The sequence below is a fragment of the Rhizobium sp. FG113 genome, from assembly GCF_057809895.1.
In genome coordinates this window covers 46,221-67,208 of record NZ_JBMDKV010000005.1, presented here as the reverse complement: position 1 = coordinate 67,208, position 20,988 = coordinate 46,221, and the positions used below count along the sequence as shown (strand labels likewise).

18 protein-coding genes are annotated in these 20,988 nt (G+C 61.7%); 10 read left to right on the top strand and 8 right to left on the bottom strand.

The window, feature by feature from the left end:
• Window positions 1-22: 22 nt before the first annotated feature.
• A complete protein-coding gene (locus ACODTZ_RS15135) occupies window positions 23-961 on the bottom strand; it encodes an alpha/beta hydrolase (RefSeq protein WP_489026650.1) in 939 nt (312 codons plus the stop codon).
• Window positions 962-1,115: 154 nt separating this feature from the next.
• Here ACODTZ_RS15135 and ACODTZ_RS15130 point away from each other — a divergent pair, with 154 nt between their 5' ends.
• The 5 genes from ACODTZ_RS15130 to metF all read left to right on the top strand — a co-directional run bounded on the left by ACODTZ_RS15130 (window position 1,116) and on the right by metF (window position 7,610).
• Window positions 1,116-1,850, top strand: coding sequence for a ribonuclease T2 family protein (locus tag ACODTZ_RS15130; RefSeq protein WP_489026649.1), 735 nt, complete (start codon window positions 1,116-1,118; stop codon window positions 1,848-1,850).
• A gap of 74 nt (window positions 1,851-1,924) precedes the next feature.
• On the top strand, window positions 1,925-3,733 hold the full coding sequence (locus tag ACODTZ_RS15125) for a hypothetical protein (RefSeq protein WP_489026648.1): 1,809 nt from the start codon (window positions 1,925-1,927) through the stop codon (window positions 3,731-3,733).
• Window positions 3,734-3,867: 134 nt separating this feature from the next.
• Complete coding sequence (gene ettA, locus ACODTZ_RS15120; RefSeq protein WP_047505839.1) at window positions 3,868-5,517, top strand: energy-dependent translational throttle protein EttA; 1,650 nt, start codon at window positions 3,868-3,870, stop codon at window positions 5,515-5,517.
• A gap of 166 nt (window positions 5,518-5,683) precedes the next feature.
• Window positions 5,684-6,709 (top strand): ArsR/SmtB family transcription factor, encoded by a 1,026-nt coding sequence (locus tag ACODTZ_RS15115; protein ID WP_026282821.1) that lies wholly within the window; start codon window positions 5,684-5,686, stop codon window positions 6,707-6,709.
• 1 nt (window position 6,710) lies between these two features.
• On the top strand, window positions 6,711-7,610 hold the full coding sequence (metF, locus tag ACODTZ_RS15110) for a methylenetetrahydrofolate reductase [NAD(P)H] (RefSeq protein ID WP_489026647.1): 900 nt from the start codon (window positions 6,711-6,713) through the stop codon (window positions 7,608-7,610).
• A 524-nt stretch (window positions 7,611-8,134) separates the two neighbouring features.
• Here metF and ACODTZ_RS15105 read toward each other — a convergent pair.
• The 4 genes from ACODTZ_RS15105 to ACODTZ_RS15090 form a co-directional block, all read right to left on the bottom strand.
• Complete coding sequence (locus tag ACODTZ_RS15105; RefSeq protein ID WP_209234883.1) at window positions 8,135-9,394, bottom strand: lytic murein transglycosylase; 1,260 nt, start codon at window positions 9,392-9,394, stop codon at window positions 8,135-8,137.
• A gap of 82 nt (window positions 9,395-9,476) precedes the next feature.
• Window positions 9,477-10,274 (bottom strand): glycoside hydrolase family 25 protein, encoded by a 798-nt coding sequence (locus tag ACODTZ_RS15100; protein WP_026282822.1) that lies wholly within the window; start codon window positions 10,272-10,274, stop codon window positions 9,477-9,479.
• Between the two features lie 130 nt (window positions 10,275-10,404).
• Window positions 10,405-11,079, bottom strand: a complete 675-nt coding sequence (locus tag ACODTZ_RS15095; protein ID WP_489026646.1) for a class I SAM-dependent methyltransferase — start codon at window positions 11,077-11,079, stop codon at window positions 10,405-10,407.
• Window positions 11,076-12,320 (bottom strand): BtaA family protein, encoded by a 1,245-nt coding sequence (locus ACODTZ_RS15090; RefSeq protein ID WP_112944311.1) that lies wholly within the window; start codon window positions 12,318-12,320, stop codon window positions 11,076-11,078. The genes ACODTZ_RS15095 and ACODTZ_RS15090 overlap by 4 nt, the downstream gene beginning before the upstream one ends.
• Before the next feature lie 179 nt (window positions 12,321-12,499).
• Here ACODTZ_RS15090 and ACODTZ_RS15085 point away from each other — a divergent pair, with 179 nt between their 5' ends.
• Window positions 12,500-13,891, top strand: coding sequence for a serine hydrolase domain-containing protein (locus ACODTZ_RS15085; RefSeq protein ID WP_489026645.1), 1,392 nt, complete (start codon window positions 12,500-12,502; stop codon window positions 13,889-13,891).
• Between the two features lie 20 nt (window positions 13,892-13,911).
• On the opposite strand, the gene ACODTZ_RS15080 is transcribed toward ACODTZ_RS15085, so the two are convergent.
• From ACODTZ_RS15080 to ACODTZ_RS15070, 3 genes are all read right to left on the bottom strand, one after another.
• The gene (locus tag ACODTZ_RS15080) at window positions 13,912-14,826 is read right to left on the bottom strand and encodes a transglycosylase SLT domain-containing protein (protein WP_489026644.1); all 915 of its coding nucleotides are present in this window, start codon (window positions 14,824-14,826) and stop codon (window positions 13,912-13,914) included.
• A gap of 148 nt (window positions 14,827-14,974) precedes the next feature.
• The gene (locus ACODTZ_RS15075) at window positions 14,975-15,610 is read right to left on the bottom strand and encodes a LysE family translocator (RefSeq protein WP_111562118.1); all 636 of its coding nucleotides are present in this window, start codon (window positions 15,608-15,610) and stop codon (window positions 14,975-14,977) included.
• A gap of 59 nt (window positions 15,611-15,669) precedes the next feature.
• On the bottom strand, window positions 15,670-16,881 hold the full coding sequence (locus ACODTZ_RS15070; protein ID WP_489026643.1) for a pyrophosphate--fructose-6-phosphate 1-phosphotransferase: 1,212 nt from the start codon (window positions 16,879-16,881) through the stop codon (window positions 15,670-15,672).
• Window positions 16,882-17,282: 401 nt separating this feature from the next.
• On the opposite strand from ACODTZ_RS15070, the gene ACODTZ_RS15065 reads away from it, so the two are divergent.
• From ACODTZ_RS15065 to ACODTZ_RS15050, 4 genes are all read left to right on the top strand, one after another.
• On the top strand, window positions 17,283-17,990 hold the full coding sequence (locus ACODTZ_RS15065; protein ID WP_111562117.1) for a J domain-containing protein: 708 nt from the start codon (window positions 17,283-17,285) through the stop codon (window positions 17,988-17,990).
• A complete protein-coding gene (locus tag ACODTZ_RS15060) occupies window positions 17,987-18,751 on the top strand; it encodes an N-acetylmuramoyl-L-alanine amidase (protein ID WP_489026642.1) in 765 nt (254 codons plus the stop codon). The genes ACODTZ_RS15065 and ACODTZ_RS15060 overlap by 4 nt, the downstream gene beginning before the upstream one ends.
• A 259-nt stretch (window positions 18,752-19,010) precedes the next feature.
• On the top strand, window positions 19,011-19,682 hold the full coding sequence (locus tag ACODTZ_RS15055) for a lytic transglycosylase domain-containing protein (protein ID WP_489026641.1): 672 nt from the start codon (window positions 19,011-19,013) through the stop codon (window positions 19,680-19,682).
• Between the two features lie 118 nt (window positions 19,683-19,800).
• Window positions 19,801-20,988, top strand: coding sequence for an NAD(P)/FAD-dependent oxidoreductase (locus ACODTZ_RS15050; RefSeq protein WP_489026640.1), 1,188 nt, complete (start codon window positions 19,801-19,803; stop codon window positions 20,986-20,988).

Here is a 20,988-nt window from a genome sequence, read left to right as displayed (position 1 = left end):
TGATTAGGGTAGGGGACCGGGATCAGCCGTTCACGGGCCGAGCGGTTGCCTGATCGCACCAATCGGCGAATGCCGATATGGCCGCGTCGGCGCCGATCTCGTTCAAGGTCTCGTGGCGCATGTCCTGATATATCTCAGTGCTAATACGGGAGAAGCCATGCGTTTTCAAATGGTTTGAGAGCCAGAGGATGGCTTTTCCATTCTCCGTCGCCGGATCCTGGCCGCCGCCGACCAGATGGATCGGCGTCTCGGTCGGCAGGCGGGCGAGATGTTCTTTCTGCGGCGCGCGGAAGGTGAGTTCGAAGACGTCGAGCCAGAGCGAGACGGAGGCACCGAAGCCGCAGAGCGGATCGGCCACATACTTGTCGACCTCTTCGGGATCGCGCGACAACCAGTCGAAATCCGTGCGGCGGTTGGCGACCGATTTCGCCCAGGTGCCGAAGGTGAGCTTCGGCAACAGGTCGCTCGGGACGTCGGAGCCTTTCAGGGCGCGCTCGATCAAGAGGATCGCCTGCGCGGCGCGGCCGGCGAGGCCGGGATTGAAGTTCGAGTTCCAAACGGCGACGGCATCGAATTTTCGCGGGTAGGTGACGGCTGCGTTGAGCGCGATCAGCCCGCCCATGGAGTGGCCGAAGAGGATGATCGGCAGGCCCGGATGCTCGGTCGCCGCTTCGTCGCGGATCGCCTCGATATCGCCGATGACAAGGTTCGCGCCATTACGCCTTGCGAAGCGACCGATCGGCGCGTCCGGTGCGGTGGTCTCGCCATGGCCGCGATGGTCGTGGGCGTAGACGTGATAGCCGCGCGCGGCCATCGCTTCCGCGAAGCGCTGGTAGCGTTTCGAGTGCTCGGCCAATCCGTGGCTGATCAACAGAATGCCGCGCTCGGCACCTTCGGGCTGCTGATAGTGATAGGCCAGTGAAGCGCCTGTATGATCGAGGCGCCGGGTTTCTGAAAACATGATTTCCTCCGTGGCGGGAGAAGACCAGAACATCCGCCAAATGCAACAGCCGGAGCGGGTTGTGCCGGAGATTTTCGCTTGCCTCGTTTTGCCGCTTGCCTGTCGAAGCGCCGCATGCTTTGATGTTCATGAATTGTTCCTTGTGGGGATGGGTATGGGCAATCTCGGTTTTCGCGTCATCGCATTGTTCTTGCTGTCGATCATGGCCGGCTCCGCTTTTGCGCAGGAGGGCGGCGGGCGCACGCGCTTCATTCTCGCGGCCAGCTGGCAACCGGCCTTCTGCCAGACCAACCAGCGCAAGGCCGAATGCGCCAGCCAAGGCAGCGACCGCTACGACGCCAAGAACTTCTCGCTGCACGGGCTCTGGCCGATGCGCAAGGATTACTGCGGTGTTTCCGACGCGGATCGCTCCGCCGACAAGGATGGCGACTGGAGGGATCTGCCGGAGGTGAAACTCTCGGCCGAGACGAAGGCATCGCTCGACAAGGTGATGCCCGGCACGCAATCGGCGCTCGAGCGGCATGAATGGATCAAGCACGGCACCTGCACCGGCATGAGCGCCGACGCCTATTTCGGCGATGCCGTGCGGCTGATCGAGGACCTGAACGGATCCGCCGTGCAGGAACTGTTCGCCGCCAATATCGGCAAGTCACTATCAGGAGACGCGATCAAGGCGGCATTCGACAAGAGCTTCGGCCCCGGCGCCGGCGACCGGGTGAAGATGAGCTGCCGCCGCGCCGGCAACAGCCGCGTCATCAGCGAACTGACGATCGGTCTTTCAGCGGATGCGAGGGATGGGAAGGGCAAGGATCTCGGCGATCTCATCCAGGGAGCGGGCCGGACATCCTTTGGCTGCAACGAGGGGATCGTCGACGCTGCGGGATTTTGAGGTCGTAGGATAATCTCAATTTTTGACGTCTATCGTCTCGGGCTGGTGGTGACCAATAGCATGAGTGGCGACTGATGTCCGAGATGGTGGCATGTGAAAGCGATCAGACTGCTGCAGGCGAGATGCCGTTATGGCGCATGTTCCTGATCGTTTACGCGACCGCCCTGGCAATGGTGCTGTTCGATCTCGTTGATGGGATAAGGTTCGTCAGCGATATCGACGATCAGTTGCGCGAACTCCAGATCCGGCACCTGCTGTCCCCGCAGGGGCATTGGTTCGATCTGTCGCTTCCCTTCATCTCGATGCCGACGACTTACGTGTCGCCCTGGTCACGGCTGGTCGATCTCCCTTATGTCGCAATCGCCTGGTTGCTGCAGCCTTTCATGCCGACCGCGCAGGCGCTCTCCGTTGCCTTCCAGGTCTGGCCGCCGATATTGCTCTCGCTCTGCTGCCTGCTGGTCGCAACGACCGCACGGCGCCTGCTTGCGGGGTTTTCGCTGACGGAAACGACGCTCACGCTGTCGTTGATGCTCGCCACCGTTCTCATGAGCATGGGCGTGCTGGAGTTCACGCCGGGACGCATTGATCACCATAACGTCCAGATCGTCGCTCTCATGATGATCACCGCGGGGCTGGTGCGATGGGATCGGGCAGGGGGGCTGATGATCGGTGCCGGTGCTGCGATCTCGACGGTGATCGGGCTTGAGTGTCTTCCGCTCGTCGTGATCGCCTATGCCGGGCTCGTTGTCTGCTACATCGGAAATGTCGCCGGGGTGCGCACCGTCCTTGTCGCCGCATCCGTCTCGATGGTGATCGTCACGCTTATGTCCGCCATGGCGTTCCTCGGCCCCGCCGCTGCCGTTTCGACGCAATGCGACGCCTTCTCCGCCCCTTACATTTTCCTGCTGTCGGCATTTTCCGTCGTTCTCGGTGCGGGCGTGGCGATCCAGAGTGATCGCGCGGGGCCTTTCATGCGGCTCGTTGGCCTGGCAATTCCGGCCGTTGCCGTCCTGATCGTGGCCGCCTACCTCTTTCCATCCTGCATTTCTGGGCCTTACGGCATCATAGACCCGGTGTCGCGGGAGCTGTGGTTCGACCGGGTATGGCAGGAAAAAAGCATCCGGTATTTCTACGAGAACGGTCAATATGATCTGTTGCTCCTCCTGGCATTGACGGCTGCCGTCGGCGCCTATGTCGGTCCGCTGGTGTGGTTCAAAATGCGGGAGCGGTCGTTTGGACCAGCAATCGCCTATCTCATGGCGTTGGGCGCCCTCGTTCTCACCTTATTCGTGACGCGCAACATTCGCTTTCCGATCGCGCTAATGCCGGTGTTCCTTCCCGTCGTCATCGCGACGATGACGATGAAATCACAGGCGTTCGACAAAATGTACCGGTTTTCCGCGGTTGCCGCTGCTGCGGTTGCGGCCGCGCTTTGTGTCTTCTTCGTGCTGGTGCCGTCGGTTCAGCATAAATTCGACGAGGTCGACTATATGGTGGCGAGCGAGTGCGAGCGGCAGGATTTCTCCGTGCTTCAAACCGTCCCGCCGGGCCGTGTCGCCGCGCCGCAAGGGATCGCCATGCCTCTGATCCTGGCGGCGCCATCGGGCTTTTCGGTCGCCGCCATGCCGTTCCATCGTGCATCTCCCGGAATGAAGCGGATCTTCCAGGCGTTCATGACCTCGGACCCGCAGCTGCGCCGCGAAGCGCTGGCGCCTTTCGACTATGTCGCCGTCTGCCGCTTTCCCCTCGAAGCCGATCCGAAGCAGGCGCCGCTTTATGCCGCATTGGCGCGTGGGGATGGCTGGCCGGGGTTGGAGCGGGTCAATCCGCCCACACGCAGCGATTTCCAGCTTTTCCGGATCGATCATGCCGCGCTGCGGTAGAGCGGGCTGATTTTCAGCCTCAAACTGCGGGTGATCTGCGACAAAGCGGTTGGATTTTGCCGCTGGCGCGTTGCCCCCGGGCGCCAATTCGCCTACATAGCGGCAAACCAATTTCCCCCGGAGCAGAATTACCGATGGCACGTCAGTTCATCTACCACATGTCGGGACTGAACAAGTCCTACGGCGCCAAGAAGATCCTCGAAAACGTCAACCTGTCGTTCTACCCGGATGCCAAGATCGGTATCCTCGGCCCGAACGGCGCCGGTAAGTCGACCGTGCTGCGTATTATCGCCGGCCAGGACAAGGAATTCACCGGGGAAGCCTGGCTCGCGGAGGGTGCGACCGTCGGCTACCTCGAGCAGGAGCCGCATCTCGATCCTGCCAAGAACGCCTTTGAAAACGTCATGGAAGGCGTGGCCGACAAGCAGGCCGTGCTCGACCGCTACAACGAACTGATGATGAACTATTCCGACGAGACCGCTGACGAAGGCGCCAAGCTCCAGGACATCATCGACAGCCAGAACCTCTGGGACCTCGAACAGCAGGTCGAGATGGCGATGGAAGCACTGCGCTGCCCGCCGAAGGACGCCGACGTCACGCTGCTTTCGGGTGGTGAGCGTCGCCGTATCGCGCTTTGCCGGCTGCTGCTCTCGCAGCCGGACCTGCTGCTCCTCGACGAACCGACCAATCACCTCGACGCCGAGACGATCGCCTGGCTTGAAAAGCACCTGCGCGACTATCCGGGCGCCGTGATGATGATTACCCACGATCGCTACTTCCTCGACAACGTCACGGGCTGGATTCTCGAGCTCGACCGCGGCCGTGGCATTCCTTACGAAGGCAACTACTCCGCCTACCTGCAGGCGAAGGCCAAGCGCATGCAGCAGGAAGCCCGCGAAGAAGCCGGCCGCCAGAAGGCGCTGTCGCGTGAACAGGAGTGGATCGCCTCCAGCCCGAAAGCCCGTCAGGCGAAGTCGAAGGCCCGTATCAAGGCCTACGAACAGCTGGTCGACGCGGCCGAAAACATCCGCCCCGGCGATGCGCAGATCATCATCCCTGTGTCCGAGCGTCTCGGCCAGGTGGTCATCGAGCTCGAAGGCATCAACAAGGGCTTCGAAGGCCGCACGCTGATCAACGATCTCACGATCAAGCTGCCGCCGGGTGGTATCGTCGGCATCATCGGCCCGAACGGCGCCGGCAAGTCGACGCTGTTCAAGATGATCACCGGCCAGGAAAAGCCGGATGCCGGCTCGATCCGCATCGGTGACACCGTTCATCTCGGCTATGTCGACCAGAGCCGCGATGCGCTTGACGGTAACAAGACCGTCTGGGAAGAAATCTCGGGCGGCGCCGAAGTCATCAAGCTCGGCAAGTTCGACATGAACTCGCGTGCTTATTGCGGCGCCTTTAACTTCAAGGGCGGCGATCAGCAGCAGAAGGTCGGCAATCTCTCGGGTGGTCAGCGCAACCGCGTTCACCTCGCCAAGATGCTTAAGGCCGGCGGCAACGTTCTGCTGCTCGACGAACCCACCAACGACCTCGATACGGAAACGCTCGGTGCGCTGGAAAGCGCGCTCGAAGCCTTCGCCGGTTGCGCCATCATCATCAGCCACGATCGCATGTTCCTCGACCGCCTGGCGACGCATATCCTCGCCTTTGAAGGCGACGGCCATGTCGAATGGTTCGAAGGCAACTTCGAGGACTATGAAGAAGACAAGGTTCGCCGCCTCGGCCCCGACGCGCTGAACCCAGGCAGCCAGGCCTACAAGCGCCTGACGCGATAAGGTTTGTTCAGAAGAGCAACTCGAGAAAAGCCCCGGTTCGCCGGGGCTTTTTTGTAAGGAGAGATGTCGCGATTTGCGCAGGGAATTTCGTGAACCGATCGAAATCCCGCTTGCACGACCAAATCATTTCACATAAAGATATCTTTATATGTTGATTGGATCGGATATGGGTGAACCCGTCAGGCTAGGTTTGGATGCGTTGGTGGACGTGCTGCGGGCGGCGGGTGAGCCGACGCGCTTACGTCTTCTGGCGCTGCTTGCCGCCGGCGACGTGACCGTGACCGATCTTACCGAAATTCTCGGACAATCCCAACCGCGTATCTCGCGCCATCTCAAGCTGCTTGGCGAAGCCGATCTCATCGATCGCTATCAGGAGGGCGCCTGGGCCTATTTCCGGCTGCGGCAGGAGGGGAAGGCGGCGAGCTTCGTTCGCAATCTTCTGGCGCATGCATCCGACAACGATCCTGTCATTCTGCGCGATGGAGAGCGGCTCGATGCCGTCAAGCGTCAGCGCTCGGAGCGGGCGCAGGCCTATTTCAGCCGCAATGCCGCCGAGTGGGACGAGCTTCGCCGCCTGCACGCCGCCGACGAGGAGGTCGATGCCGCCGTGATCCGGCTGCTCGGCAGCCAGCCGATCGATTCGCTGCTCGATCTCGGAACCGGCACCGGCCGCATCCTGGAGCTTCTTTCAGGCCTCTACCGCCGCGCGATCGGCGTCGATGCCAGCCGCGACATGCTGAGCGTCGCCCGTGCCAATCTCGACCGGACAGGCATCACCAAGGCTTCGGTGCGCCATGCCGATATCCTGAACCTGCCTTTCGAGGCGCAGGATTTCGATCTGGTGACGATCCATCAGGTTCTGCACTTCTTCGACCAGCCGGAAATCGCCATTGGGGAAGCGGCACGCATGTTGCGCCCGGGCGGACGGCTCGTCATCATCGATCTGGCGCCTCACACGCTGGAATATCTTCGTGACGACCACGCGCATGTGCGTCTCGGCTTCTCGCACCAGTCGATGACCGACTGGCTGCGCAAGGCGGGGCTCGATATCGAGCAGGTCGTCGATCTTCATCCGGGGCACGAGAGCGGGCAGGGGCTTACAGTCACCATCTGGCTCGCGCGCGACCCCAGGCGCCTGATGGCCTCCGCCGAGAGCGATCACGCCGCACCCACATTTGCCGGGAGAGACTGACATGGCTTTGAACCAGGACGCGCGCAACAGGATCGGCATCTCGTTCGAGTTCTTTCCGCCCAAGTCGGAAGAGGCCGAGGGCCAGCTCTGGAAGACGGTCAGCGAGTTGCAGGACTGGAACCCCGACTTCGTGTCGGTGACCTACGGCGCTGGCGGTACGACCAAGGCGCCGACGCTGGCGACCGTGTCGCGCTTCATCAGCTCCACGCCGCTTGCCACCGCCTCGCACCTCACCTGCGTGGGCGCCACCAAGGAAGAGACGCACAGCGTCGTCGAGAGCTTCCGCAAGGCTGGCGTGAAGCACTTCGTGGCGCTGCGTGGCGACACACCCGATGGCGTCGGTGCGCCCTACACGCCGCATCCGGGTGGCTACGCCAACGCCTCCGAGCTGGTCGCTGGCCTGCGCGAGCTCGGTGATTTCGAAATCTCGGTTTCGGCCTATCCGGAAAAGCATCCCGAGAGCCGCGACGTCGCCGCCGATATCGACATGCTGAAGCGCAAGGCCGACAATGGCGCCAACCGGGCGCTGACGCAGTTCTTCTTCGACAACGACAATTTCGAGCGCTACCTGGAAAAGGTGCGGGCGGCCGGGATCACCATTCCCGTCGTTCCCGGCATCATGCCGATCATGAACCTGACGCAGCTGAAGCGCTTCGCGGGCGCCTGCGGCACGGTCATTCCGGCGTTTCTCGACGAGCGCTTCGACGGTTATGACGACAAGCCGGAAGAGCGCGCCAAGGTCGCGGCCGATGTCGCCGCCGAGCAGATCGAGGACCTGGCCCGTCGTGGTATCTCGGATTTCCATCTCTATACGATGAACCGCGCGCCGCTCGTCTCGGCGGTTCTGACGAACCTCGGCTTCAAGCGCAATGCCGCCAAGAGCGCGGGTGCTGCCGCCTGATCAAGGCGAAGTTTACAGTCTATAGAACTGAAAAAGCGCAGACCGCGATGGCCTGCGCTTTTTCTGTTTCATGAACTCTGCGCTATCTAGGAGTTTCGGCATAGTCCGTTTGAAGCGGCATCCTGTGTCAGATGAAAAGCATCGACAGCACGAAAAGAAACGCCGCACCGATCAAAAGGACATTCAAGGATCGTGTCAGTCCCATGTCTGTCTCCTCGCGTTAACGAGCTGATAATATGTCGGGACTGTGGCAGTTGGAAAGCGCTTTTTTTGCTGCGATGCGGCGAAAATGTCACATCTCTCCCTGGTGACAAAAGCTAGTTCGCTGAATCCTCACGACAAAATCGCTCGGAAAAATATTCACACATTTTAACGGAGCGTAAAAAAGGGCGACCCGCCATTTACGCCTGTGGCGGATTGCAGGCGCAGTACAGGCCGCTGAAAACGCTCACGAAATCGGAAAACGAAAAAGCCGTGCGCTTGGCCCGGCTCTTGTCGTCGTTTTTCAGCTTTCTCGCGGGCGCTCAGAGCGCGTTGAGGAGGGCGGGCGTTGCCCAGCCGTCGGCCGGCATGCCGAGGCGCTGCTGCTGCTTCTGGATGGCGACGCGGGTGCCGGAGCCGAGGATGCCGTCGATGGCGCCGACGTCGTGGCCCATCGTGTCGAGCTTGGTCTGCAGTTCCTTCATCTGGTCGTTGGTCAGGCCCTGCTCAGGCGTGCCCTTGAGATAGGGCTCGGCGCCGGAGAGGCGGGTCGCGAAATAGGCGGCCGAGGTCGTGTAGATGAAGGACTTGTTCCACTCGAGATAGATGCCGAAGTTCGGATAGGCGATGAAGGCCGGTCCTAGGCGGCCCTGCGGCAGGACGAGATCGCCGCGCAGCGTGCCGAAGCTTACGTCGCCGTTGCGCGGCTTGACGCCGAGCGCGAACCATTCGCCCGCCGTCATGGTGCCGCCGAGGCCCGACTTCTCGAAGGGCAGGTCCTGCGGGATGGTGACTTCCTGCAGCCAGGGCTGGCCCTTCTGGAAGCCGAGGTGCTGGATGAACTTGGCGGCGGTCAGAATGGCGTCCGGGCCGCTCTGCTTCAGGCGCACATGGCCGTCGCCGTCGCCGTCCATGCCGTAGGCGATGATATCGCGCGGCAGCATCTGCACCTGGCCGATTTCACCGGCCCAGGCACCCGTGTTGGTTTCAGGGTCGAGGTCGCCGTGCTGGACCATCTCGATCAGCGCGATCAGCTGCGGGCGGAAGAGTTCCGGACGGCGGCAATCATGAGCCAGCGTCACGAGCGCGTTGCGGGTGTTGAAATCGCCCTGCACGGCGCCGAAATCGGTCTCCATCGCCCAGAAGGCGGTGATGACGCCCGGGGGAACGCCGTATTCCTGTTCGGCGCGAGCAAAGACGTCGGCGAACTGCTTCATCTTCTGGCGGCCGATGTCGAGGCGGGCCTGGCTGACGGTGCGCTGCGAGAACTCGAGGAAGGTCTGCTTGAACACGCCCTGGGCGCGGTCGCGGCTCAGCACCTTCGGGTCGATCTGGGCACCGGCAAGCGCCTTGTCGGCTGCTTCGGCGGAAGCGCCGGCTGCGATCGCTTCGGCCTTGACGCCGGCGAGGAAGGTGGAGAGATCGCCGTCACATGCGACAGCCGGGGCGGCGGGGGCCGCTGCCGTCGCGGGCGCCTGACCGGCCGGTGCGGCCGGGGCCGGTGTTTGCGCTGCCGCGCCGGTCGCCAGACCAGCGGCAAGGAGGAGAGCGAGCGCAGAACGGCTTGCAGGCGTGCGGTGCATGGAGTGTATCCTCGTCATTGCTTGAATTGCTGTCGATGTCCCAAATGATTGTGACAGAAGCAAGAAAGAAAACGGGACGTTACTAAGAATTCCTATCCTTGGATACGGCCGCGACCCAGTTATTCCAGTTCTTCGCCGAACCCGCGAACACGTTAATGTCAGTCGGGCCCTTGATCCCGGGGATCACGCCGGTCGAGGTGTACTGCCAGAAGGCCCAGCGACGGTTGGCGTAGGTGACCTCGGGGTGTTTCGCGACGGAACGGACCCAGAAGTGATAATCCTGGAAATAGCCGTCGAGATTTTCGCGGTGGAAATCGACCGAGGTGTAGATGATCGGGCGCTTGCCGTAATAGGCCTCGAGCCTGTCCATGAAGCGCTTGATCTCCGAGCGCACGGTCTCGGGATCGGGGCGCGTGCGGCATGTCTTCGATTCCCCGTTCCACTCGACATCGAGCACCGGCGGCAGCTTCATGGATTCCTTCGGCACGTTGCTGATGAACCAGTCCGCCTGTTCGTCGGCGGACGAGCAGAAATAATAGAAATGATAGGGGGCGTGCGGAATGCCGACCTGGCGGGCTTCCTGCCAGTATTCGCTGAAGCGCGGGTCGATGCGGTCCTTGCCTTCGGTCGCCTTGATGAAGGCGAAGTCGACGCCCGACTTGCGCACCGTCTGCCAGTCAATATCGCCCTGCCACTTGGAGATGTCGATGCCGTGGATGGCGTTTTGCTGCGGATGCTTAGGCCCGAAATCCTGCGGATCGGTGTCCTGGAAGCGCATCTTCGGCTTTATCGAGGCGGTGGAGAGATAGTCATAGCCCGAGGAGGTGCAGCCAGCGAGCATGAGGGCCAAGGGCAATACGCATAACAGAAGCCGGCGCATGGATGTTCCGTCGTGAACCGAATGATCTTTTTGCCCCACAGCCTGACCTTCGAATTGACGCGTCCAGCGCTTAGATGCCCTCTCTATTCACCATATCAACGTAAAAAATCGGTTAGTTTCAAGCTAAATATTAGCGGGCCTTAATTATTATCGCGCGCCAGGCATAGCCGCCGCCGATCGTCTTGAAGATCAGCTGCGCATTTTCCTGGTCAGCCTTGGCCTGCAGGACGTCTCGCAGCGTCGCGCGCGGCGTGACGTGGAACTTGTCGAGCCAGGAGCGCAGCAGGGCACGGAACCAGCCGGGCAGGCCTTCCTGCTGGCCGAAATCGACGATGTGCAGCTGGCCGCCGGGGGCGAGTGCCGCGAGCGATGCGTCGATCGCGCGCTCCCAATCGGGGATCATCGACAGCGCGTAGGAGATCATCACCCGGTCGAAACCATCGACGCCGAAATCCCCGGCGTCAAAAGCCGTGGCGTCGGCGACGCGGAAATCGGCCGAGGTGTTCAGCCCCGCGAAGGTCTTGCGGGCCGAGATCAGCATTTCCTGCGAGATGTCGAGGCCGTAAAGCCTGGCCTCAGGATAATGCCTGTGGGCCAGCGCCAGATTGCGACCGGTGCCGCAGCCGACCTCGAGCAGCGTGGCGCCCTTGATAAGATCGAGATTGCGGATCGTCTGGTCGCGGCCGAGGAGATAGTATTTGCGCGTCAGGTCATAGATATGGCGCTGGTAGCGATACATGCCGTCCATGAGGTCGGCATGTTTCTCCGAGGGCGCGTCCACCGGGCTCATATCCGTCCGGCTCATGGCTTCTTCACATAGATGTGGAAGCCGCCGTAGATGGCCGAGCGGTCGAGCGCGGTCAGTTCGAGCGAGCGGTCCTCGAGATAGGTCCACTGGTCGCGGATGGCGGGCGAAAGGCGGCCTTCGATGATGCTCTTTTCGGCGGCGGTGCGGAAGATGACGCGGGCGCCGTCGCGGGCGGTGCGCGAAATTTCCGACCAGACGTCGTTCAGCTGCTGATCCGTCATCCAGTCCTGCGCGTCGAGCAGGATGTAGCGGTCGCGCGAGGCGGCGGGCTCGCCGGCAAGCAGTTCGGTGAAGCTTGCATGGTGGACGCTGACGCGGTCGACATTGGCGCGGATCGCCTCGTAGTGCTCCGCCTTCAGGTAGGTCGGCAGCGGACCTTCGCCTTCATCGGCATAGCGGCGGGCGAAAGCCTGCCAGGCGAAGTAGTTTTCCTGCATCGGGAAATGACAGGTGAGCTTTTCCAGACGATGGCGCAGAACCGGCGCGATCGAATTGTCGGCGGCGAGGCTTGCGAGCTCGTCATATTGCTGCGGCGGGATGCCGAGGCCGAAGAGCGAGCTCTTGCGGCTGGTGATCCAGCGCACGACAGGCTTTTCGAACAGAGGCGCGATCTTCTCGTCGAAGAGCTGGCGCTGTTCTTCCATCGTCTTCGCCTTGGCGACGCCGGTGAGATCGATGCCATGGACGCGGGCGAGAAGGTGGGCGGCGCCGATGAAGCGGCCGAGCAGGCCCGTCTTGTAGATGTTGCGATCGAAGACGGTGACGCGGCGGCGGCCGAACTTGCGGCCGTTCCAGTAATTGCTCGTCGCTTCATCCAGATTGGCCGACAGGAAGCGATCGAAGGCCTGGCTGTTGGCGGACTGGTTCGGCCTTGCCAGGAAGCGAACGAGATCGGCGTGAGCGGGAAGGTGGCGGAAGGCGCCGAGCTTCAGCTTGTTCAGCGCGATATGGTGCGGGTTGAGATCGACGACGTCGATCGAAGCAGGGCTCTGCGAGAGATAGGCGAGCATGTTGCAGCCGCCGGAGCCGATGGTGACGATGCGGTGATGCGGCTCGAGCTCCATCGCCTTCATGTCGAGATCGGGATCTTCCCAGATCTGCGGATAGACGAGGCCGGAAAAGAGCAGCCCGAAAAGACGTTCGGACAGGCCCTCTTTCGAAAAGGCCTTGTGGCGGAGAAGAGCTGCCTTGAGTTTCCGGTTCTTGCGGAAGCCGGCATCCGGGGCAAATTCCGTCATAAGTGAGTCTCTCAACATTTAGCGTTCAGGGCGTTTAACGCGGCGGCGCTACAGTTTGATGACGTTGCCTGTGGGCGGCCTTGGCTGTGGACACCTCGCGCAATTGGGAATGGCGAGCACTTGACGGGGCTTTCTAAACGACAATTTTCCTGCTTCTCTATCGGTTCGGAGGGGCGCTTATGGGACGTGTTCTGCGTATCTTGAAGACGGCGGCTGCAGGCGTTGCCGTCATCGTCGTTGCGGGTGCGGGCTGGCTTTATGTCAGGCCGCCGGAGTTGCTGAGGATCGGCGACGGCTATGCGGCGAAGATCGTCTGCTCGAATGTCTTCCTGGCCGGACGCGACGCGAATGCCGTGCTTGCCGAAGACGTCCAGGCGCCCGGAAATCCCTTGCTGCGGTTGATTCGCGTGCATGTCGATGAGGCCGGCAAGCAGGTGACGGCGCGCATCCTCGGCCTGTTTGCCGCCAATTATGCGATCTACCGCGATGGCCTCGGCTGCACGGCCGTGCCGGATGGCGATTTCGCCGCCGCTAGGAAGGCGGTGCCCGAGCCCGTCGTCACGAAGCCTTCCGAGGACGCAACCGTGCTGCCGATCGAAAACGATGCGGCGATCTCAGCGCTGCTCGCCGATCCCCGTCTGACCGGTGAAAACATGCGCGCGGTCGTCGTCGTCCATGATGGCAAGATCGTCGCGGAGAGTTACGGCAAGGGGTTTTGTCCGCAAACGCCATTGATCGGCTGGTCGATGACGAAGACGGTCAACGCCGCGCTCGTCGGCCGGTTGATGCTCGACGGCAAGATCGATGCCGGTGATGCCGGGCTGTTTGCGCAATGGCGCGACGACAAGCGGTCGCAGATCACGCTTGGGCAACTGCTGGGGATGGAGAGCGGCCTCAGGTTCAACGAGAACTACGGCACGGTGGCTGACGTCACCCGGATGCTCTATCTCGACGCGGACCAGACGGCGCTGCCCGCAAGCCTTGATCTCGACGACGATCCCGGCACGCAGTTCAACTATTCCAGCGGAACATCCGTCCTGATCTCCCGCATCTGGATGGATCGCCTGGGCGACGAGAAGCAGGCGATCGATTATCCGAGGACGGCCCTGTTCGATCCGCTCGGCATGTCGAGCGCGGTGTTCGAGGTCGATGCGCGCGGCACTTTCGCCGGCAGCTCCTATCTCTATGCGACGGCGCGTGATTGGGTGCGGTTCGGGCAGTTCCTGTTGCAGGATGGGGTCTGGAATGGCGAGCGGCTGCTGCCCGAGAGCTTCATGAGCATGATGCGCACGCCGACGGCATCTTCCGGCGGCATGTATTCGCATGGTCAGGCCTGGCTTCGCCCGCCCGGCAGCGGCAGGAGCGGGGAGACCGGCATTCCGGCCGACGCCTTCTGGCTGGAAGGGCATGACGGGCAGAGCATGGTGATCGTGCCCTCGGCCAGTCTCGTCATGGTCAGGCTCGGCCTGACGCCGAGCTGGCTCAGATACCGGCCGGAAATTCTGCTGAAGGAGATACTGGCGACGCTGCCGTCGCCGACCCGATCGGCGTCGGCCGATCCCGCTCATTAGAGCCTTTGGGGCTGTAGGGCTTAGTAGTTGCCGTGGGCGATGTCGTCCATGCCCTTGCGCTTGGCGTCGTAGTAGTAGCCGCGGGCGTAGAGCCTGACGGCGTTGTCTTCGCTGTTGTCGGACACCAGCCATGCGCCGCGCAGATACTTCGCGGCATATTTGATGTTGGTTTCGGCGTCGAACAGGCCCTCAGGCTGGCCGTCGTAACCCATCGACTTGGCGGTGTTGTACTTGATCTGCATGAGGCCGAAGTAGCCGCGCTTGTTGTAGGCCTTCGGGTTGTACCGGCTTTCGCGATGAACGACGCGGTGAAGCAGCGTCGCGGGAACCTTGTAGATCTGCGAATATTTATCGATGATCTTGGTGATCGCGCTCTTTTCGACCGTCGGCGCGCCATCGTCGTCGCTGTCATTGTCGCTGAACATCGGCGGCGCGGTCGGCGGGTCCATCGGGCCCGATGTGTCGAAGCCGTAGTCCATCATCGAATGCGGCGTGGTGTCGATCGCCGAAAGGGCGGCAATGGCATTGTTCTGCGGGCTGGCGGCGAAAGCGAGCTCGGTCGACGGTGCGCCCGGTCGTGGTGTCGGCACCACGGACTGGATCGCGGTCATTTCAGGCGTCAGCGGGATCTGGCCGTAAGCGGCTGGCTGCAACTGCGCTGTCTGCTGTGCCGAATCGACTGCTGGCATTGCGGCGGTTGCGACGGACGCAGCGGTCTGGTCGCCGCCGATCTGTGTTTCCGGTGTGCCTTCGCCGGCTGGAATGGCCGCGAACATCGCGTCTTCGCCGGGCTTCGGGGTAGGGACGACGACCTGTTCGGCCATCAAATCCGCCTGGGATGTGTATTCGACGCTCGAGCAGCCAGCAGCAACGCAGCACAGCATCGTGGATACGATGAGATTGCGTTTCAAGCCGGAAAAACCGATCGCTGCCATACTCTCACTCTCGTGAAAACGCGCCACCCCGGCAGCGTCAAAAGTTACCAAAAACCTTAAGCCCTGAATTGCCAATTAACCTATTCGTTGCTTTGCGGCAACCCACGGAAAATTTCTTGAGCTTTTCGCGGTCGGTAACCTGAGATTTTCAGGCGGCGATGCGGCGATATCCGGCGGTCACGGCGCCGGCTGCAATGAGCAATGTGCCGCCAGTGCGATTGACCGCGCGCTGCACGGCGGCCTTGCGAATCAGGCCCCGCGCGGCGTGCGCGGCAAGGGCGTAAGTGGAGGCGTTGATGGTCGCGAGCACGAGGAAGGTGGCTTCCATGATCAGCATCTGGCCGAAGAAGGGAAGCGCAGGATTCAAGAACTGTGGCACGAAGGCGACGAAGAACACGATGCTCTTCGGGTTGAGCGCGGTCACCACATAGGCGTGGAGGAAAATCTTCAGCGATTTTTCCTCGGGCAGATTGTCATTGTCGGCCATCGGGCCGTCAATGATGGGTGCCCGCCAGAGCTTGATGCCGAGCCAGATCAGATAGGCGCCGCCGATGAACTTCAGGACGGTGAACAGCGTCGCCGATGCGGCCAGCAGCGCGCCGAGGCCGAACAGCGATGCCGTCATCGCGGTGAAGTCGCCGAGTGCCACGCCGCTCACGGTCGCAAAGGCTGTCTTGCGGCCGTGGCCGAGCGCATAAGATACGACGAGGAGAATCGTCGGCCCTGGGATAGCCAGCATGATTGCCGATGCGGCAGCAAATGCTAGCCAAGCTTCGAGCGACATGGAATCTCCTCCTCTTTCATTAGAGGACAAGCAAAGACATCATATCTCGCCTGCGTCAATCATGCGTCTTCGTATTTCTGGCCGATCTCGTCCATCAGTTCCCCGAACCACTTGACCGAGGTGTCGAAAGCCTTGCCGCCCTTGATGCGCGGGAATTCGATGGTGCGCAGCTTGCCGTTCTGGCCTTCGTCGTGGCCGGTCACGCCAGAGACCTTATTCAGCGCGCTCTCGACGGCGAGGTCGGTCATGCTCTGGATCAGACGCAGATCGTCGCCGTTTGCGGGTGCGGAGCGGGCGAAGTAGCCGGATTTCTGCACCAGCGAACGCTCGGCGTTCAACAGGCTCGCGAACTGCTTCTGGAACCAGCCGCCGACATTGATGGTGTCGATCTTCACGTGGCCAAAGGCGTCGCGCTTCACCGTTTCGCCGGCTGCCTCGCGCTCGGCGACGATGGCGTCCAGGCACGCACCTTCCGAGACGAAGACGGTCGCGTGGCCGGTGCGGTCCATGATCTCCTTCAGGCGCGCCGATTCTTCGTCGAGGTCGAACAGCGTTTCGGGGAGATAAACCGCGTCGATGCTCTTCATGCCGGCATTGGTCATCATGCCGTCTACATATTCATTGTTGCGGGTGCGCTTCAGATAGGCGCGGGCGGTTGCCGCCGTCAGCCAGCCGCAGTGGCGGCCCATGACTTCATGGATAATGAGCGTGCGCGGAGCGGCTGTCTGCTCGTTGCTGACGTTGTCGAAGAAGTGCGCGCCGACTTCGGCCGCCGTCCAGGCGCCGAGCGACTGGCGGATGGGGACAACGTCGTTGTCGACGGTCTTCGGCAGACCCACGACCGTCAGGTCGTAGCCGTTGGCGGCGAGATAGGCGGCGAGGTCGGCGGCCGTCGTGTTGGTGTCGTCGCCGCCGATCGTGTGGAGAATGCTGACGCCATCATTGGCGAGGCGCTCGGCTGCGACCCGCAGCGGGTTTTCGCCTTCCTTGACGAGGCCGCGCTTGACGCAGTCGGCGGCGTTGGTGAGCTTGACGCGGCTGTTGCCGATCGGCGAGCCGCCGTAGCGGTGCAGCAGATAGGCCTTCTCGCGCATCTCAGGCGTGATCTTGATGCTGTCGCCCTGAAGTACGCCCTGGTAGCCGGAGCGGTAGGCGATAAGTTCATGATCGGGAGCAATGTCGGTGTAGCGTTCGATCAACCCGCCGACGGCCGAAGAGAGGCAAGGCGCAAGGCCTCCTGCCGTGAGCATTGCGACTTTTTTCTTGGCCATGGGTGTCTCCGCTATCCGTGTCTAAACTTGGTTCGGTCGTGCATGGATGCGGCAGAGAAGGGATGGTGTAAAGTGTTGTTTCTGTGAAAAATGCGTGTTGCAGCGCGGTCAAGCAAGCAAGTCGCCCGTAGGCGCTGATCTAATCGGTTCAGGCAGCAATCACGGTTTGCATGGGATTGTGGAAATCGTCTGCGGGTCTGCCTGAAGGCGTCTCGATGCGGCGCGACAAAGCGTCACGAGGCCGTCGGGCTTGGGGGGCGGCAAAGAGCGCAAATGTTTCGGTTACATGCGACCATTACCGAATTGTGAAAGGTGTTTTCAACCCTGCGGCCAATCCCCGTCTTGCAAAGGCAACCTTTATTTGTTCAAGGTGTTTCTCCTTTTATTAGACGAGAGACCTGATGTCCTTCTGGGAAAAACTGCTGAACGCCATAGGCAACGCCGCGGGAAATGCGCTTTCCGCCGTGGTCGAGGCTGTTCGCACGGTCTTTGAAGGCGACCCCGAGACGCGGCGCAAGGTGGCGTTTTCGGTGGCCATCATCGCGCTGTCGGCGAAGATGGCGAAGGCCGACGGGATCGTCAGCGAGAAGGAGGTCCAGGCCTTCCGCGAGATTTTCGAATTCCCCGACGATCAGGCCGCCAACGTCGCGCGTCTCTATAATCTCGCTCGCCAGGACGTGGCCGGCTACGAGGCCTATGCGGAGCGGCTTTCGACGCTCTGCGTGACCTGTGCGGCCAACTGCCCGGTTCTGGAAGAAGTGCTCGACGGCCTGTTCCATATCGCCAAGGCCGACGGCGTCATCCACGAGAAGGAATTTGCGTTCCTGGCGCATGTGGCCGAAATCTTCCACATGAGCGAGCAGCGCTTCGAGCAGATCGCCGCGCGGCACGTGTCGATCGGCGGCGATCCCTACAAGGTGCTCGGCGTTTCGCCGTCGGACGATTTCCCGACGATCCGCCGCCGTTACCATGGTCTCGTGAGCGAGCATCATCCGGACCGGTTGATCTCACGCGGCGTGCCGGCCGAGTTTCATGCGATTGCCAATGAACGCATGGCGGCGCTCAATGCCGCCTACGAGGCGATCGAGAAGGAACGCCGCGCCGCATGACCGCCTTTGAGGCAGACTACGCCAAAGCCAGCGTACGGCCGTCGCCGAACCATGGCGAGCGCGTCGATGGGCGAAAGCCCGATATGATCATTCTCCACTATACCGGCATGCCGACCGCGGACGGAGCGCTGGACTGGCTCTGTCGCGAAGAGAGCCAGGTCTCGTGCCATTACTTCGTGCATGAGAATGGCGACGTCGTGCAGCTCGTTCCGGAGGCGCGGCGCGCCTGGCACGCCGGCAAGAGCATCTGGCAGGGCGAAACCGATATCAACTCGTCGTCGATCGGCATCGAGATCGCCAATGCGGGACATCCGGGCGGTTGCCCCGAGTATCCGCAGGCGCAGGTCGAGGCGGTGATCGAATTGTGTCGCGACTGCGGCGAACGTTGGTCCATCGTGCCGGAAAGGGTGCTCGGACACTCCGATGTCGCCCCTCGGCGCAAGCTTGATCCGGGTGAAAACTTCCCCTGGGGATTGTTGCACTCCAGGGGCGTCGGCCACTGGGTGGCGCCGGCCGCGATCACCGGCGGGCGCTTCTTCCAGCGCGGCGACCAGGGGCAGCCGGTCGAAGCCCTGCAGTCTATGCTGTCGCTCTACGGTTACGGCACTGAGATCACAGGCGAATTTTCCGACAAGATGGCCGGCGAGATCGAAGCCTTCCAGCGTCATTTCCGCCCGGAGAGGGTCGATGGGATCGCCGATTTCTCGACGATCGACACGCTGCATCGCCTGCTATCGGCCCTGCCGCGCTACGGCGCCTGAGACCGGGCGATTTGCCGGCATATACCCCTAGATTTTACGGGTTTGCCGCGCTGCCACATGTTTTCCCTATTATCTCCTCAATGCGATGGTCTAACCGCAGTCGCTAAACGGCGCCGGTTGTTTTGTTGTGTGTTGTCGACCGTCGTCAATTGAAACAGAAAAGAAATATCGCTGATACTTTGAGTATTGATGCGAATTTATGCTGCGTTCGGATTTCATTTATACGCAGCTTTTCTTTTGCTTGGAGTATCTGGACTACATGAGAAAGATTTTTTCTGCTGTGGTGTGCGCCAGCACACTGCTGATGGGATTCAATTGCGCAAACGCAGGCGAATGGGGCAATAGAGCGCAAGCGACAGAGACGACGCAGACACTCAAGACGCAAAAGACAGACAAGGCCAAAACGGCCGAAGTGGCCTCGAAGAAGGCTCCGAAAGTTCACAAGACCCAGAGGGTGCAGAAGGTCGCCAAGACCGATAATTCTCGGAAGACCGGGGCCCCGAAGACCGTGGCACTCAACACCGTCGACCGTACGTCCGGTTTCGCGATGCCCGACATGCCCGGCAGCAAGTATGCGGCGATCATCGTCAAGTACGCGAGAGAGTACAACGTTCCGGTCGAACTCGCGCATGCCGTGGTTCGTGTCGAGAGCAACTACAATCCGAATGCCCGCGGCAGCGCCGGCGAAATCGGCCTCATGCAGATCAAGCCGGCGACGGCTCGGATGATGGGTTACTCGGGTTCCAGCAAGGGTCTCTTCGATCCGGATACCAACATCAAGTACGGCATGAAGTATCTGGCGGCTGCCCACACGCTTGGTGGCGGCGAGACCTGCGATACCATCCTCAAGTACAATGCCGGCCACGCGGCGACCCGCATGAATCCGGTTTCCAAGGCCTATTGCGGCAAGGTGCTGGCGATGATCAACTGATCGCCAGCGTGGGATAGCCACGGGCGAAAGCGCTTGTGGCTGAATCACCTGAGGGCATGACTTAACAATATGATTCAACTTGCAGATCGTGCTATCTCACCGTGAAACGAGGTGAGACATGGCATGTGATTTCAAGGCGATCATAATCGGGCGCGGAATGATGGGCGCGGCTGCGGCCCGGCATCTCAGCGCGATGATCGAAGGGGTGGCGCTGATCGGCCCGAGCGAGCCTGTCGAGCGCAAGAGCCACCACGGCGTGTTCGCGAGCCACTATGACGAGGCGCGCATTACCCGCACCTTCGACGACAATATCGTCTGGGCGACGTTTGCCGCCCGTTCGCTCGACCGTTACGCCGAGATCGAGGCGAAGAGCGGCATCTCCTTCTTCACCGAAGCCGGGTGCCTGTTCGCAGGCCCGGTGCCGCAACCGGGGCAGGGCTATCTCGGACGCGCGATCGAGGTCTCCGATGGGCTCGGCGTCGAGTATGAGGTGCTGGATCCCTCTGCCTTGCGCCAGCGCTTTCCGGAGTTCACCCTGAGGAACAGCTTCAGCGGCTATTACGAGAAGCGCCGCGCCGGCCATGTCAATCCGCGCGCCCTGGTGCGCGCGCAGACGGCGCTTGCAGAGGTGGGCGGCGTCACCATCATCGATGCTGTAGTCACCAGCGTTCGGGATGCCGGCTCGCATGTCGAGGTGAGCGTCGGCGACCGCACCTATACGGCCGAGCGCGTGCTTGTCGCGGCCGGCGGTTTCAGCAATTTCAATCAGCTTCTTCCCGCGCCCGTGGACACCCGCGTCGCGGCGCGCACAGTCGTGTTCTACGAACTCGGCGAGCGCGAAAAGGCGATCTTCGGCGGCATGCCGTCGAGCATCGTCTTCGGCGATCGCGACGAGGACCATGTCTATATTCTTCCGCCGGTGCTTTATCCCGACGGCAAGACCTATCTGAAGCTTGGCGGCGATACCGAGACGCGCAGTTTCGATACGCTTCAGGATGCCGGGGCCTGGTTCCGGTCGGATGGCGACCCCGCCGAGCGCGATCTGCTGGTGGCAACTGCCCTGGAGTTGATGCCTGATCTCGCCGGTTGCCCGGTGACATCGGCGCCCTGCGTCGCGACCTTCACGCCGACCGCCTATCCCTATGCCGGTTTCACCTCCTCGCCACGCATCGCGGTGCTGACGGGCGGCAATTTCGTTGCCGCGAAGTCGTCGGACGAGCTTGGGCGGCTGGGTGCGGTGCTGCTTGCGGAAGGCGCGCTTGGCGAGGCCGATTTCGGCCCGCAGCTGACGCCTTCTTTTCAATAG

Bases quoted from the DNA above. Each gene is read 5' to 3' on its own strand.
- ACODTZ_RS15070 (WP_489026643.1), bottom strand. From the start codon at position 16,881: ATGGCCAAGAAAAAAGTCGCAATGCTCACGGCAGGAGGCCTTGCGCCT.
- ACODTZ_RS15050 (WP_489026640.1), top strand. From the start codon at position 19,801: ATGGCATGTGATTTCAAGGCGATCATAATCGGGCGCGGAATGATGGGC.
- ACODTZ_RS15065 (WP_111562117.1), top strand. From the start codon at position 17,283: ATGTCCTTCTGGGAAAAACTGCTGAACGCCATAGGCAACGCCGCGGGA.
- ACODTZ_RS15095 (WP_489026646.1), bottom strand. From the start codon at position 11,079: ATGAGCCGGACGGATATGAGCCCGGTGGACGCGCCCTCGGAGAAACAT.
- ACODTZ_RS15135 (WP_489026650.1), bottom strand. From the start codon at position 961: ATGTTTTCAGAAACCCGGCGCCTCGATCATACAGGCGCTTCACTGGCC.
- ACODTZ_RS15115 (WP_026282821.1), top strand. From the start codon at position 5,684: ATGGGTGAACCCGTCAGGCTAGGTTTGGATGCGTTGGTGGACGTGCTG.
- ettA (WP_047505839.1), top strand. From the start codon at position 3,868: ATGGCACGTCAGTTCATCTACCACATGTCGGGACTGAACAAGTCCTAC.
- ACODTZ_RS15075 (WP_111562118.1), bottom strand. From the start codon at position 15,610: ATGTCGCTCGAAGCTTGGCTAGCATTTGCTGCCGCATCGGCAATCATG.
- ACODTZ_RS15060 (WP_489026642.1), top strand. From the start codon at position 17,987: ATGACCGCCTTTGAGGCAGACTACGCCAAAGCCAGCGTACGGCCGTCG.
- ACODTZ_RS15055 (WP_489026641.1), top strand. From the start codon at position 19,011: ATGAGAAAGATTTTTTCTGCTGTGGTGTGCGCCAGCACACTGCTGATG.
- metF (WP_489026647.1), top strand. From the start codon at position 6,711: ATGGCTTTGAACCAGGACGCGCGCAACAGGATCGGCATCTCGTTCGAG.
- ACODTZ_RS15125 (WP_489026648.1), top strand. From the start codon at position 1,925: ATGTCCGAGATGGTGGCATGTGAAAGCGATCAGACTGCTGCAGGCGAG.
- ACODTZ_RS15100 (WP_026282822.1), bottom strand. From the start codon at position 10,274: ATGCGCCGGCTTCTGTTATGCGTATTGCCCTTGGCCCTCATGCTCGCT.
- ACODTZ_RS15130 (WP_489026649.1), top strand. From the start codon at position 1,116: ATGGGCAATCTCGGTTTTCGCGTCATCGCATTGTTCTTGCTGTCGATC.
- ACODTZ_RS15080 (WP_489026644.1), bottom strand. From the start codon at position 14,826: ATGGCAGCGATCGGTTTTTCCGGCTTGAAACGCAATCTCATCGTATCC.
- ACODTZ_RS15085 (WP_489026645.1), top strand. From the start codon at position 12,500: ATGGGACGTGTTCTGCGTATCTTGAAGACGGCGGCTGCAGGCGTTGCC.
- ACODTZ_RS15105 (WP_209234883.1), bottom strand. From the start codon at position 9,394: ATGCACCGCACGCCTGCAAGCCGTTCTGCGCTCGCTCTCCTCCTTGCC.
- ACODTZ_RS15090 (WP_112944311.1), bottom strand. From the start codon at position 12,320: ATGACGGAATTTGCCCCGGATGCCGGCTTCCGCAAGAACCGGAAACTC.